The sequence below is a fragment of the Amycolatopsis sp. H20-H5 genome, from assembly GCF_035828755.1.
Taxonomy (GTDB): Bacteria; Actinomycetota; Actinomycetes; order Mycobacteriales; family Pseudonocardiaceae; genus Amycolatopsis.
This window is the reverse complement of sequence record NZ_JAYMZS010000019.1, coordinates 48,435-61,909: the sequence shown is the minus strand read 5'-3', so window position 1 is coordinate 61,909 and position 13,475 is coordinate 48,435. Positions and strand designations below refer to the sequence as shown.

The window sequence follows — 13,475 nt, the reverse complement described above, 5'->3', positions numbered from 1 at the left end:
AGTGCCGAGGGACAAATGTATCTTCATGGTGAAATCGAGGTAACCGCGGAACTGCTCGGCCGGTGTAATTCGGTCGATCTCCAGGTGCGGTCGACGGCACTGGGCAGAACCGTGCCCGTGCGTTTGCTGACGCCGCGTGACTGGAAACCCGGTGGCCGCCGGCGCTGGCCGGTGCTCTATTTATTGCACGGCGGTGACGACGGTCCCGAATGCTGGACGAAACACACCGATATCGCGGCGAGGGCGCTGGCCGACGACGTGCTCGTGGTGCTGCCGGACGGCGGCCGGGCGGGGTTCTACACCCAGTGGCGCAAGCCCGACCAGCGTGGCACGACGCCTGACTGGCCGCGGTTTCACCTGGTGGAGCTGCGGGAACTGATCGAGCGGCGCTACTGCGGCGGCAGCAGGCGGGCGATCGCCGGGGTCTCCATGGGCGGCTACGGCGCCCTGGTCTACGCCGCCCGCAACCCCGGGCTGTTCGCGGCTGTCGCCTCCTACAGCGGCCTGGTGCACACCACGCGATTCGGCACACCCATGCTGCTCAGGCGATATCTGTACACGGTCGGTGAGCGGATCGGGCGAATGTGGGGCAGTCGCTGGACGCACCGCCGGGCCTGGCTGAGCAACGATCCGTACCGGCTGGCGGACGGGCTGGTCGGCACGCCCGTCTACCTGGCCGCGGGGGACGGGAACCGGGTGGCGGGAGACCCGCCCGCGCCTGGAGACCAGCTGCTGGAAAGGCTGATCGGCCCGGCCAGCCGTGAGCTGGCCGAACGGCTGGTGGAGCTCGGGTCGCCCGCACTCACCAGCTTCGGCGAGGGAACCCATGACTGGCCGTCCTGGCAGCGCGCGCTGTCGCGGTCGTGGCCGTTTCTCGTCGAGTCGTTGAAGTGCGAGCGAAACTGTATTTGAATTCACCGGCGAACTGTTAATACCGCGTACCTGTGAAAAGTGTGAAAAACGCCGGTAAGGCTCCGTGCGGGGTACTTATGACCGGTGAACTGTGGTTTTAAGCGTGCAGTGCCTCGTCTCACAATGGTGACGGTCTTGCGGAGGCAAAAGTACTGGCGGTAACGTTCGCGGCGGGTCGGCAGTGTCGGCCGGAATGACCGCGAACGGTCGCTTACGTGGTGAAGACTGATCGTCCCGCAAGGTGGCCGGGCGAGCTTCGAAGAGCCTTCAAATCAGTAGACGAACTTGTACCCGAGCACGCACAAGGTGGGAGCGTCATGCCTAACCCAGAAATCGATTTCTCCGCCGAGTTCGGCCCGCTGACCTCGTCGCTCTCGAGCCGCTGGGACTCCGATCGGCCCGCGTTCACGTTCGTCGACTACGGCGAGCACCGCGACGGGGTGGAGACGACGCTGTCGTGGGCCGAACTGGATCGCCGGGCCCGCGCCGTCGCGGCGAGGCTGGCGCAGATCACCGGGCCCGGTGAGCGCGTCGCCGTGCTGTGCCCGCAGAACCTCGACTACGTGGTCGGCTTCTTCGGCGCGCTGTACGCCGGGGTGATCGCGGTCCCGCTGTTCGCCCCCGAGGTGAGCTCGCACGGGGAGCGGCTGGTCGGCGCGCTGGCCGACTGCGACCCCGAGGTGTGGCTGACTTCGGAGTCGGCGATGGCCGACATCCGCGGGTTGATGAACAACCATCCCGTTCCCCGGCCAAAACACCTGGTCGCGGTAGACACTGTGGACAGTGAGCTGGCCGCGGACTACCGGCCGGTGCCCGTTTCGCCGGAGCAGCCCGCGTATCTGCAGTACACCTCAGGCTCGACCAGGACACCGGCGGGCGCGGTGATCACGCACCGGGCGCTGGCGGTGAACGTGCGCCAGGTCGTCGAGGGTTTCGGCATCGACCAGGACAGCACCTGTGTCGGGTGGCTGCCGTTCTTCCACGACATGCGCCTGGTCCAGCTTGTCTGCCTGCCGGTGTACGCGGGCTGCCACTCGGTCTTCACCACCCCGTTCGCCTTCACCCGCCGCCCGGTCCGCTGGCTGCGGATGCTGGGCGCGCACCCGGACGTGATCACCGCGGCGCCGAACTTCGCCTACGAGTACGCCGCCGCCAAACTGTCCAAGGAGGACAGTGGTGCGCCGATCGACCTCAGCGGGGTGCGGGTCGCGATCAACGGCAGCGAGCCGGTCCGGGCGGAGACCATCGCGGGTTTCCTGGCCGCCACCGGGCCGCTCGGGTTCCGCGCCGACGCGCACCGGCCGTCCTACGGGCTGGCCGAGGCGACGGTCTTCGTCAGCACGACGCCGCCGCGACCGCCGCGGGTCGTGACACTCGATCGCGCCGAGCTCAGCGCGGGACGGGCGATCGAGGTCGCCACCGGCGACGACCGGGCGCTGACCCTGGTCTCCGCCGGGGTCCCGGTCGGCCAGCAGCTGCGGATCGTCGACGGCGATCGCGGCGTCGCGATGGCGGACGGCGACGTCGGCGAGATCTGGTTGCACGGGGCCAACGTCGCCGACGGCTACTGGCGTCAGCCGGAACGGTCGGCCGAGACCTTCGGCGGACGGCTCGGCGGCGGGTCCCCGGAAGGCGGCTGGCTGCGCACCGGCGACCTCGGTGTCCGCCACGACGGCGAGCTGTTCATCACCGGCAGGCTCAAGGACCTCATCATCATCGACGGGAAGAACCATTACCCGCAGGACATCGAGGCGACCGTGCAGGAGTCCCACCCGGCCCTGCGGCGCGACCGGCTCGCCGTGTTCAGCGTGACCCGCGAGGGCCGCGAGGCGCCCGTGGTGGTCGCCGAGTACTCGAGCCACGTGGACGCCGCGGATCGGGAGCCGTCGGAGGTCGAGCGCGCGGTGCGCGTGGTCGTCTCCCGGCACCACGACCTGCGGCTCGCCGACTTCGTCCTCGCCCGTCCGGGCACCGTCCTTCGCACCTCCAGCGGGAAGATCGCCCGTGCGGCGACCCGCGCGCTGTACTTGTCAGGAGAGTTGTCATGATCAGATCGCAGCTTCGCCAGTGGCTGACCGCCAGGATCGCCGAGGTCTGCGGGATCGCGGTGTCCGAAGTGGACGCCGACCGCCCGCTTCGCGAGTACGGCCTCACCTCGCGCGACGCCGTCGAACTGACCGGCGACCTCGAGGACGAGCTCGATCGCGAGCTCCCCACCGAACTGCTGTGGCAGCACCCGACTATCAGCGCGCTGGCCACGGCACTGACCGGGGACAAGGAGGAGGGCACCTCCATCAGCTCGTCGGCGGCCGGGGCCCCGGCTCCGGCCGCCTCGGCTGCCTCGTTCGCCGAGCCGATCGCGGTCATCGGCGTCGGCTGCCGCCTGCCCGGCGGCATCCGCGGTCCCGACGACTTCTGGCGACTGCTGATCGCCGCCGAGAACGCGATCTCGCGGCTGCCGGACAACCGCTGGGAGCAGTTCGGGCACGACTCGCCGGAGCAGGCCGAGGCGCTGGGCCGGACCACTCGCTGGGGCGGTTTCCTGGACTCGATCTCCGAGTTCGACGCGGAGTTCTTCGGCATCACGCCCCGCGAGGCGAGTGCCATGGACCCGCAGCAGCGGCTGCTGCTGGAGGTCGCCTGGGAGGCGCTGGAACACGCCGGGCTGGCCGCGGATCGCCTGCGCGGCAGCTCGACCGGGGTGTTCGTCGGGATCAGCGGCAACGAGTACGGCCAGCTGACGCTCGGCGACGTCAGCAAGATCGACGCCTGGAGCGGGACGGGTTCGGCGCTGAGCATCGCCGCGAACCGGCTGTCGTACGTGCTCGACCTGCGCGGCCCGAGTGTCGCCGTGGACAGCGCGTGCTCGTCGTCGCTGGTCGCGGTGCACCTGGCGATGCAGAGCCTGCGCGCGGGGGAGAGCGAGGTCGCGCTGGCGGCCGGGGCGAACCTGCTGCTCAGCCCCGGGGTCACGGTCAACTTCGACCAGATGGGCATCACCTCGCCGGACGGGCTGTGCAAGCCGTTCGACGCCTCCGCCGACGGGATCGCGCGCGCCGAGGGCGCCGGGGTGGTCGTGCTCAAACCGCTGGGCAAGGCGCTGGCCGACGGTGACCGGGTGCTGGCCGTGCTCAAGGGGTCGGCGGTGAACTCCGACGGCCGGTCCAACGGGCTGACCGCGCCGAATCCCATCGCACAGCAGGCTTTGCTGCGGTCGGCCTGCGCCGCGGCCGGGATCGCACCGTCCGATGTGGACTACGTCGAGGCGCATGGCACCGGCACCCTGCTCGGCGACCCGATCGAAGCCAGCGCGCTCGGCGCGGTGCTCGGCCATGGCCGCCCGGCCGAACGGCCGCTGCTGCTCGGTTCGGTGAAGTCCAACCTTGGCCACCTCGAGGCCGCGGCGGGAATCACCGGGCTGATCAAGGTCGTCCTCGCGCTGGCCAACCGCCGCATCCCGGCGAGCCTGCACTTCACCGAACCCAACCCGCACATCCCGTTCGAGGACCTCGGCCTGTCCGTCGTCGCCGAGCAGCAGCCCTGGCCCGGCGGTGGCCACACCGCACGCGCCGGGATCTCCGGGTTCGGCTTCGGCGGCACCAACGCCCACGTGATCGCCGAGCAGGCGCCGCTGGTGCGGCTCGACGAGCCGGTCGACGGGCACCCGCGCAAGTACCTGCTCGCGGGTGGCTCTGCCGACCGGTTGCGCCGCTCGGCGGTGCGGCTCGCCGACTGGCTCGACGGTCCCGGCGACCGGCTGCCACTGTCCGATGTGGAGCATTCCTTGGCCAGGCGGGCCAGTGGGCGGTTCCGCGCGGTCGTCACCGCGACTGACCGCGCCGAGCTGGTGACCGGGTTGCGCGCGCTGGTCGCCGGGACGGTGTCGCCCGGCGTCGCCACCGGCCGCCGCGATCAGGCCGGTCCGGTGTGGGTGTTCTCCGGCCAGGGCTCGCAGTGGGCGGGCATGGGCCGGAGTCTGCTGCGCACCGAACCGGCGTTCGCCGCCGCGGTGGATGAGGTCGATGCGGCGCTGCGCGCGGAAGGCCGTCCGCTGCGCGAGGTGCTGGAGAGCGGGATCGAGCCGATCGGGTTCGCCGATCTGCAACCGGTGCTGTTCGGCGTGCAGGTGGCGCTCGCCGCACTCTGGCGGCACTACGGTGCCGAGCCCGCCGCGGTGATCGGGCATTCGCTCGGTGAGGTGGCCGCCGCCGTCGTCGCCGGTGCGGTGTCCCTTTCCGACGGTGCGAGGATCGCGGTCCGCCGATCACGGCTGCTGGCCACGACCGCGGGCAACGGCGCGATGGCGTTGCTGGAGTTGTCCGCCGCCGAGGTGGGCGAGCTGCTGCGGTACTACCCCGGGGTCGATCTCGCGGTGTACAACGCACCCGGCCAGACGGTCGTTTCCGGTGACTCGGCGCAGATCGAGGCGCTGGTGGGGATGGTCGGGCGGCGCGGGCTGCTGGCCAAGCTGGTCAACGTCGACGTCGCCAGCCACTCCCACCTGATCGCGCCGGTCATCGGCCTGCTCGGCAAGGAGCTGGCCGAGGTCGTCGCGCACGAGCCGCGGGTGCCGATCTACCCGACGGCCGTCGAGTCCGGCGAAGTCCGGTTCGACGCGGAGTACTGGATGGCCAACGCGCGCCGTCCCGTCCGCTTCACCCAGGCTGTCGAAAAGGCGCTGACCGACGGCTACTCGACCTTCGTGGAGATTTCGCCGCATCCGGTGCTGCACCACGCGATCACCGAAACGGCCGAAGACCGCTCGGTGACCGTGCTCGGCACGCTTCGCCGCGGCGAGGACGAAAGCCGTCAGTTCCACGTCAATCTCGGCGCCTCGCTCGCGGCCGGTGACGCCGCGGGGTGGACTTCGGGCCGGTTGCTGGACCTGCCGAGCACGCCGTGGCTGCACCGCGAGCACTGGGCGCCGAAGATCGTCCGGTCCGCGGCCGGTGGCGCGCATCCGCTGCTCGGGGTCCATCTCGAGCTGCCCGACGCGGACACCCACCTGTGGCAGGCCGATCTCGGCACCGAGCACCGGCCGTGGCTGGCCGACCACCGGATCGACGGCCGTCCGGTGCTGGCCGGCGCGTGCTACGTCGAGATGGCCTTCACCGCCGCGGCGACCGCGCTCGGCCGTCCGCCCGAACTGCTGGAGCTGCGGGGGCTTTCGCTGCACCAGCCCCTGCCGCTGACCGCGCACACCCGGGTCACCACGACGTTCACCGCCGCCGACGGCCGCATCCGCGTGCACACCAGGGGAGACGACGGCTGGGTCCTGCACTGCAGCCTGACCGTGGCCGAGCGGGGCGAGAGCGAGTCGGCATGGCGTCCGGTGAACGAGCCGGAGAACCCGTTGGCCGCCGCGGATCTCTACCAGCGGCTTCGCTCGCTGGGCGTCGACTACGGACCTGCCTTCGCCGGGGTGCTCGACGCCCGCGCGGGGGACTGGAGCGCGGTGGCGACCGTCGAGGTGCCCGAAGGGGCCCGTCCCGCGGGCTACTTCGTCCATCCGGTGCTGCTGGACTCGTGCCTGCAGACTTTCGCCGCCGCTCTGTCCACAGCGGACTCGGAGGACGCGTACCTGCCGATGGAGTTCGGCACGGTGCGGGTCTTCGGGGACCCTCGCGTGGGCGTGACCAGCCACGTTTCGGTGACCCCGCCGGAACCCGCGGCCGGTGGCGTGCTGGGCGAGCTGCGGCTGCTGGACGCCGACGGGCGGGTGCTGCTGGAAATCACGGACGTGTTCGTGCGCAGGGTGCGCCGATCCGAGCTCGCCGCACCGTTGCGGGAGAAGCTGCTTGACCGCGAGTGGCAGGTGTCCGACGCACCCGAGCCGCAGGCCGTCGGCTTGATGACGCTGGTCGCCGCGCCGGGTCACCCGCTGGCCGTGCGCGCGGGTGCCGCGCTCGACAAGGCGGGCGTGGCGATCCGGGCGGTGTCCGAAGTGGACGCTACATCGGTGTCTGGTGTGGATGGTGTCGTGTTCTTTGTGGACGATCAGCACGCGGAGCGGCCCGAGAGCGGCCTGCGCGCGGTCGGGGACACTGTCGAGCTGGTGCGTGCCATCACCGACGCGGGCGGTCAGCCGCCCCGGGTGTGGCTCGTCACCTCGTCCGCCGCTCAGGTGCTGTCCGGGGAAACCGGGCGTCCCGGACCCGCCGCGCTGCGCGGACTGGTCAGGGTGCTCTCGTTCGAGCACCCGGCGTCGCGGGTGAGCTGGCTCGACCTGGACGCCGCCGATCCGGCCGCGGACCTGGTGACAGAGGTGCTTGGACAGTCCACTGAGGACGAAGTCGCCTGGCGTGGCGGGCACCGCTATGTCGCCAGGCTGGTGCCGGGCGTGGCTCCGGGGTCCGCCGACACCCCGGTCGTCCGGCCGGACGGTGGCTACGTGGTCACCGGCGGACTCGGCGGGCTCGGCCTTTCGCTGGCGTCCTGGCTCGCCGGTCTCGGCGCGGCCAAGATCGTCCTCAATGGACGGTCCGCGCCGAACGCGGCGGCCATGGCCGTCATCGACGAGCTCACCGCCACCGGCACCCTGATCGAGGTCGTGCTCGGCGACATCGCCGAACCCGGCACCGCGGAGCGCCTGCTCGCGGCGGCCGGAACCGGCGCGGCCGCGCGAGGGGTGGTACACGCCGCCGCGGTCTTCGACGACCGGACAGTGTCCCTTTTGGACGCCGAGACGCTGCGTCGCTCTTGGCTGCCCAAGGCCTACGGCGCCTGGCGCCTGCACGAGGCCACTGTGGACCTCGAACTCGACTGGTGGCTGGGCTTTTCCTCGGCCACCGCGCTGCACGGCCTGCCGGGGCAACCGGCGTACGCCTCGGCGAACGCCTACCTGGACGCCGTGGTCGCGCTCCGCCGGGCGAGCGGCCTGCCCGCCGCCACGATCAACTGGGGCACCTGGGCCGAGGTCGGCGCCGCCGCCGGACTCGAGGTTCCGTGGATGACGCCGATCAGCCCGGCTGAGGGGCTCGGACTGATCGGTGAGGTTCTCGGGTCCGGCGGCGGTGCTGTTTCCCCGGGGGCGGTACGGCTCAACACGGCCCGGCTCGCGGCGGCCTTCCCCGACCTGACCACGGTCCCGTTCTTCGAGGCGCTGCTCGCCGAGCACGCCGAGGCGCCCGGCCCGGCGACGGACTGGCCGGGGCTCGCGGCGCTGCGCGACCGCGACCCGGCGGACATCCGCGAACTCGCCGCCGCCCAGCTGCGGGGCCGGATCGCCTCGGTGATGGGGCTGGCCGCGGCCGAGCTGGCCGACGACGTCCCCCTGACCGGCCTGGGCGTCGACTCGCTGCTCGCGGTCCGTATCCGCAACGGGCTGCAGCACGACTTCGAGGCCGTTCCGGCGGTTTCGCTCCTGCTGCGAGGCGCGAGCCTGGCGGACCTGCGGGACTGGCTCTTCGGCGAGCTCGACGTCGTGGCAACGGCGAACCTGCCGCGGCCACGGCGTCCCGGTGTGGTCCGGGTGCCACCGCGCGACGCGGCGGAGCGCCTGGTGGCCGCGGCCTGGGAGGAGGTGCTGGGGGTGCCGGTGGGCGTCACACAGGAATTCGCCGCCTACGGTGGCAACAAAGGAAAGGCCGACCATGTCACGCGACTTCTGAGTACCCGCACCGCCACGGCCTTGGACCGGGCGACGTTGTTCGAGCGGCCGACGGTGGAGCTGATGGCGGGCCTCGTCCGTGAGCTCGTCGCGGTGCGGGGCCCGGTCCGGTCGCTGCGGGAGAGCGGCGACGGGACGCCGTTGTTCTTCTTCCACCCCGGTGGCGGGGACACGGCGGTGTTCCGTCAGCTGGTCGACCTGCTGCCCGAGGACATCCCGGCCTACGGGTTCGACCGGGTGAACGGGACCGGCACCGTCGAGCAGCGCGTCCAGCGCTACCTGCCGGAACTGCGGCGGATCCAGCCGAGCGGGCCGTACCGGCTGGCGGGCTGGTCGTTCGGCGGGTTCCTGGCGTTCGAGGTGGCGAGGCAGCTGGACCTCGCGGGCGAGCGGGTCGAGCTGCTCGGCCTGGTCGACCCCATCCTGCCACTGCCGTTGCCGCAGGAGACCGGACTGTCCGAAGTGGACCTGCTGGAGCACCGTTTCCAGCGCTTCGGCGAGTTCCTGGAGACCAGCTATGGCCGGTCGGTCGAGCTGCCCTACGCCGAACTGGCCAGGCTCGACGACGAGGGACAGGCGGACCTGCTGGTCGCGACCATCCTCGCGGCGGGGCTGGTGGACGAGCGGGTGAGCGGCGCGATCCTCGAACACCAGCGCAGCTCGTTCCTCGATGCCCGGCTGCTGGAGCGCTACCGGCCGCAGGAGTATTCCGGACCGGCCGTGTTCTACAGCGCGGCACAGCAGGTGCCGGGCGGCCTGCGCGATCCGCGCTTCGACCGCACCGATCCGGCGCGCGGCTGGGACGCGGTGTGCCGTGACCTGGAGGTGGTCACCGTCTCCGGCCACCACCTGTCGGTCCTCGACCCGCCCAACGTCGAGGTCATCGCGTCGCACCTGGCCGAGTCGCTGGCCAGGGTGCGGTACTGAAAAAGGCGGGCCGGGGCTCCTGACACCGTCGTCAGGAGCCCCGGCCCGCCGCCCCCCTCCCGCAACTCGTCGACGAGTTGCGTTGGTACGGACCCCCCATCCGCCGAACTCGCGCCCCCGAGTGTGGGACTCGCCGGGGGGGTCGGGGCGACTCGGCGAGTCCCACACTGGCGGGCGCGAGTTCCACGCTCGGGGGCCTGAGTTCTACGGTGGTGACGGTTTGCGTGCGGGGAGGGGGCAGCCCGGTGTGTCCGGGTTGCCCCCTCCCGGTGGGGACTTAGCCGTAGATCTGGAAGGCGAACGTGGCGGAGCCGTGTGCGCCGTTGGCTTCGGTGGCCGTCGCGGTCACCGAGTAGTTGCCGCCCGTGCTCGGCGTGCCGGTGATGGCGCCGGACGCGCTGATCGACAGGCCCGGCGGGAGGCCGGTGGCGGAGAAGGTGACCGAGCCGCCGTCACTGGCCGTGGCGGAGAGCTGGATCGTCTGGAACAGGGCGAAGTTCCGGAAGCCCCACTGGCTGCCGGGGTTCGTCACCGTGACGGTGCCGGTCGGCGGGGTGCCGACTGTCCACTTGAAACCGGTGTTGCCCGAGGCGTTGGTCTCGTCGGTGGCCGTGACGGTCACGTTGGAGACTGCCTGCGTCGTCGTGGTGCCGGTGATCAGGCCGCTGCCCGAGTCGATGGACAGCCCGGCTGGCAGGCCGGAAGCCGAGTAGGTCAGCTTCGCCGAAGGAGCGGAGTCGGTGGCCTTGACCTGCAGGTTGACCGCTTCGCTGACCTTGTTGGTCTGGTCGCCCGGGTTGGTCACCGACACGGTGTTGCCGGTCGGGGTGCCGTTGAGGGCGGTGTACAGGCCGTTGCCGTTGTAGGAGCCCCAGCCGGTGACCTGGTCGTAGCCGGTCTTGGCCGAGAAGTCGCCGTTGCTGCCCGAGGTGACGTCGTGGAAGGCCGAGCCGTAGTTGCTGCCCTTGCCGATGCCGTAGATCGCCGCGTCGGGGTTGCCCAGCTTGGCCTTGGCCTTCTGGTTGTACAACGCCGCCCAGCCCGCCCACATCGGGGCCGCGCAGCTGGTGCCGCCGTACTGCGCCCACTTGCCGCCGGTGTAGACCGCGTAGCCGGTCTGCGGGTCGGCGTCGAGTGCGACGTCGGGTTCGGTGCGCTTGCCGTTGACGCCGGTCTGCCACGTCGGGGCGTTGAACTGGATCGAGGTGCCGCCGCCGGAACCGCTCCAGCCGCGCTCGGAGCCGTAGCTGTTGTTGCTGCCCACGGTCAGCGTGGTGCCGCCGACGCCGGTGACGTTGGGCGAGGTGCCCGGCCAGCCCGCGGCCACGACGCCCGAGCCGGACTGGCTGCGGGCGCAGCCCTTGGAGCCGTCGTCACCGGTGGCGACGAAGAAGCTCTGGCCCTGTGCCGCGCCCTGCTTGTAGCCGTTGTCCACACTGGTCATCTGCGAAGACGAGATGTCCTTCTCGCAGATGCCCCAGGAGATCGAGACGACCGGCGCCTTGTTCTCCTTGACGATCTGGTTGACCATGTTCAGCTCGCCGTTGTCGTCGTTGGCGGCTTCGTAGACGAGGGTCGAGGCCTTCGGCGCCATCGCCTGCACGATCTCGATGTCGAGATCCACCTCGGCCTCGCCGCCGCCGGGGTTGGAGTCGTAATTCTGGCCGTTCACCGGCACGGTGACCGGCGCCGACGAACCCAGGTTGTAGTTCTTGTCGTATGCGGCGATATCGGACTGCTTGTACCCGTCGAATTCGTAGAGCGCGACGGTCTGGCCGCTGCCGTCGGCGCCGATCGGGTTGGTGTTGTAGATCGACCGCAGCGCGTCGGGCCCGAGGCCCGAGACGTTCGGGTTGGCCTTCGGGGCCGAGACCGCGCTGTGGTGGCGGACGGCGAAGTTGTCGAGGCCAGAGACACCCTGCACGACACCGGCGATCGCGGCCGGGACGAGCGGCGCGCGGTCGTTGGCGAAGAACTGCCGGTGCTGCGCGGCGTCGTCGTAGAGACCCATCGAGGTGGAGAACGCGCCGGCGAGCTGCGCGCTCGTGCCGGTGGCGTCCACGACCTGACCGGAGACCGAGTTGATCGTGAGTCCCTTGTCCCGCAAGAAGGCCGTGACGCGGTCGGTCTCGGACTTGGTCGCGCCGTACTGCGCGGCGAACTGCTGCGGGGTCAGGTACTTGCCGTACATCGGCGACCGCGGGTTCGCGACGTCGGCGACGAACCGGTCGAGCTGCGCGGTGTTGTGCAGCTTCAGCGCCACCGCGACCGAGACCTGCTGGGCCGCGGGCAGGTCACCGACGCGCTGGCTGTGCGCCACCGCGGGGCTGACATTGTCCGTCAGTGCCACCTGCGGGTCGGCGGCCTGCGCCGAACCGGTGAACGCCGTGGCGAGTATCGGCAACGGCGCTACCGCCAGTGCCAGTACCTGGAATCTTTTCCTCATCGGGTTGCTCCCTGTGGGGTTCACCGGCCGCGCACTGGTTCGAGGGCGTGGCAAGGGGAATGGTGGAAAGTCCGTTTTGTGTCGTAAAACCGCAATTCGGTCAATGTGCATGGAAACGGGTGCGCCGAAACCGTATTAACTGTTAACGTGTTCGCCGTCAGAAAAAGCAGCATTGATGTTGACTCGTGTTAACCAAGTTGATGCATACGCAGTAAAGGTCAAGCCGCACGGACTCGTCAACAGACCTTCGGAGGGTTCGTTCTACGCGCGGGTCTGCGAAGCTATGTTCTGCGCGCCGAGGCGGAGAACCCGAAGGGCTTCGTCGGTCTTTCCGTTGCGCAGCAGCAAATCGCCGTAGAGCCGGCAGGTCTTGCCCGTGTCGTACACGCTCCCGGCGCGGGAATAGCGGTCGATGGAGCGTTCCAGTAGTCGTCCGGCCGAGGGCAGATCGCCCGCCTCCCCGGCGAGCAGCCCCAGGATCCGGTCGGCCTCGGCCAGCCAGGCCAGCAGGTCGTGCCGTGCGCAGACCTTCGCGGCCCGGTTCGCCAGTTCCGTCGCCTCGGCCGTTTCCCCCAGCCTGCGGCAGACGTCGGCCAGTTCGAGCGCCACCCCCGCGGCGTCCTGGACCCGGCCGACCGCGTCGAAGGTCGCCAGCGCCTCACCCAGTTCGGTCCTCGCCTCGGAAAGTCGTTCGGCCTGGCTCAGCGCGTAGCCACGGGACCAGTGGACGCTGCCCGCGTCGCTGTCCAGGCCCAGTGCGGCGAAGGTCTGCCGCGCGCTTTCCCACCAGCGGTCGACCTCGGCGAAACCCTTGCTCTCGAGGACACGCTGCCCGGCGAGGTCGTAGAAGGTGGCGACCCACTCCTGCCGGGTGGCCCGCGGCGCCACGGCCAGCCCCTCGTCGACGATGTCAAGCATCCGGCCGAGGGCGCCCAGTTCGTGATAGGGCGTGATCAGTCCCGCGAGCAGCCGCAGCTCGGCGTCGGGATCGACCGGCGTGCCCGCCCTGACCTCCGCCAGCCCTTCCTCCAGCAACGTGATCGCCGCGGCGACGGACTCCAGGTTCAGCAGGCACTGCGCGCGGCGGCGGACGAGCGTGGCACGCAGGGCGATCGGGGCTCCGGCCGCCAGCAGTTCGGCGTGCTCGTAGGCGCGCAAGGCCTCGGGGAGCTTGCCTTGGTGTAACTCCGACTCGGCGGCGCAGTATCGGGCGTAGCACTCCACGACCGGCAGCTGATAGCCGTTCGCGACGCGCTCTGTCGCGGCGAAGAGCTCCACCGCGGCCTTGATCTGCCCGCGTGACAACAACCTGCGGCCACGCTCGAGCTCGGCCGTCAGCTCCTCGGCGGCACCGGCCGGCCTGCCGTGCCGGAGGTCGTCCCCCTGGGCGCCGAGCCGCTGGGCGAAGTAGTCCAGCGCCTCCACCGACGGCACCCGGGTGCCCGCTTCGATGGTCGCGAGGAACCCGCGGGTGTACTGGGGCGCGGCGAGCTGCTGCTGGGTGAGGCCGCGCTCGACGCGCAGCCGCTGGAGCCGCTGCCCCAAGCCCTCCATGGTCACCACCGTTATCCTGCGCGGGAG

5 protein-coding genes are annotated in these 13,475 nt (G+C 70.8%); 3 read left to right on the top strand and 2 right to left on the bottom strand.

Going from position 1 to position 13,475, the window contains the following annotated elements; all coding sequences use genetic code 11:
• Window positions 1-15 precede the first annotated feature (15 nt).
• From QMK34_RS14210 to QMK34_RS14200, 3 genes are all read left to right on the top strand, one after another.
• A complete protein-coding gene (locus QMK34_RS14210) occupies window positions 16-912 on the top strand; it encodes an alpha/beta hydrolase (protein ID WP_326414384.1) in 897 nt (298 codons plus the stop codon).
• A gap of 317 nt (window positions 913-1,229) precedes the next feature.
• Window positions 1,230-2,960, top strand: a complete 1,731-nt coding sequence (locus QMK34_RS14205; protein WP_326414383.1) for a fatty acyl-AMP ligase — start codon at window positions 1,230-1,232, stop codon at window positions 2,958-2,960.
• Window positions 2,957-9,448, top strand: a complete 6,492-nt coding sequence (locus tag QMK34_RS14200; RefSeq protein ID WP_326414382.1) for a polyketide synthase — start codon at window positions 2,957-2,959, stop codon at window positions 9,446-9,448. The genes QMK34_RS14205 and QMK34_RS14200 overlap by 4 nt, the downstream gene beginning before the upstream one ends.
• Before the next feature lie 277 nt (window positions 9,449-9,725).
• On the opposite strand, the gene QMK34_RS14195 is transcribed toward QMK34_RS14200, so the two are convergent.
• Both QMK34_RS14195 and QMK34_RS14190 read right to left on the bottom strand, forming a co-directional pair.
• Window positions 9,726-11,894, bottom strand: a complete 2,169-nt coding sequence (locus QMK34_RS14195; protein WP_326414381.1) for a protease pro-enzyme activation domain-containing protein — start codon at window positions 11,892-11,894, stop codon at window positions 9,726-9,728.
• Between the two features lie 261 nt (window positions 11,895-12,155).
• On the bottom strand, window positions 12,156-13,448 hold the full coding sequence (locus QMK34_RS14190) for a helix-turn-helix domain-containing protein (protein ID WP_326414433.1): 1,293 nt from the start codon (window positions 13,446-13,448) through the stop codon (window positions 12,156-12,158).
• Window positions 13,449-13,475 lie beyond the last annotated feature (27 nt).

Coding starts and splice junctions, on each gene's coding strand:
- QMK34_RS14195 (WP_326414381.1), bottom strand. CDS start 11,894: ATGAGGAAAAGATTCCAGGTACTGGCACTGGCGGTAGCGCCGTTGCCG.
- QMK34_RS14200 (WP_326414382.1), top strand. CDS start 2,957: ATGATCAGATCGCAGCTTCGCCAGTGGCTGACCGCCAGGATCGCCGAG.
- QMK34_RS14210 (WP_326414384.1), top strand. CDS start 16: ATGTATCTTCATGGTGAAATCGAGGTAACCGCGGAACTGCTCGGCCGG.
- QMK34_RS14205 (WP_326414383.1), top strand. CDS start 1,230: ATGCCTAACCCAGAAATCGATTTCTCCGCCGAGTTCGGCCCGCTGACC.
- QMK34_RS14190 (WP_326414433.1), bottom strand. CDS start 13,448: ATGGAGGGCTTGGGGCAGCGGCTCCAGCGGCTGCGCGTCGAGCGCGGC.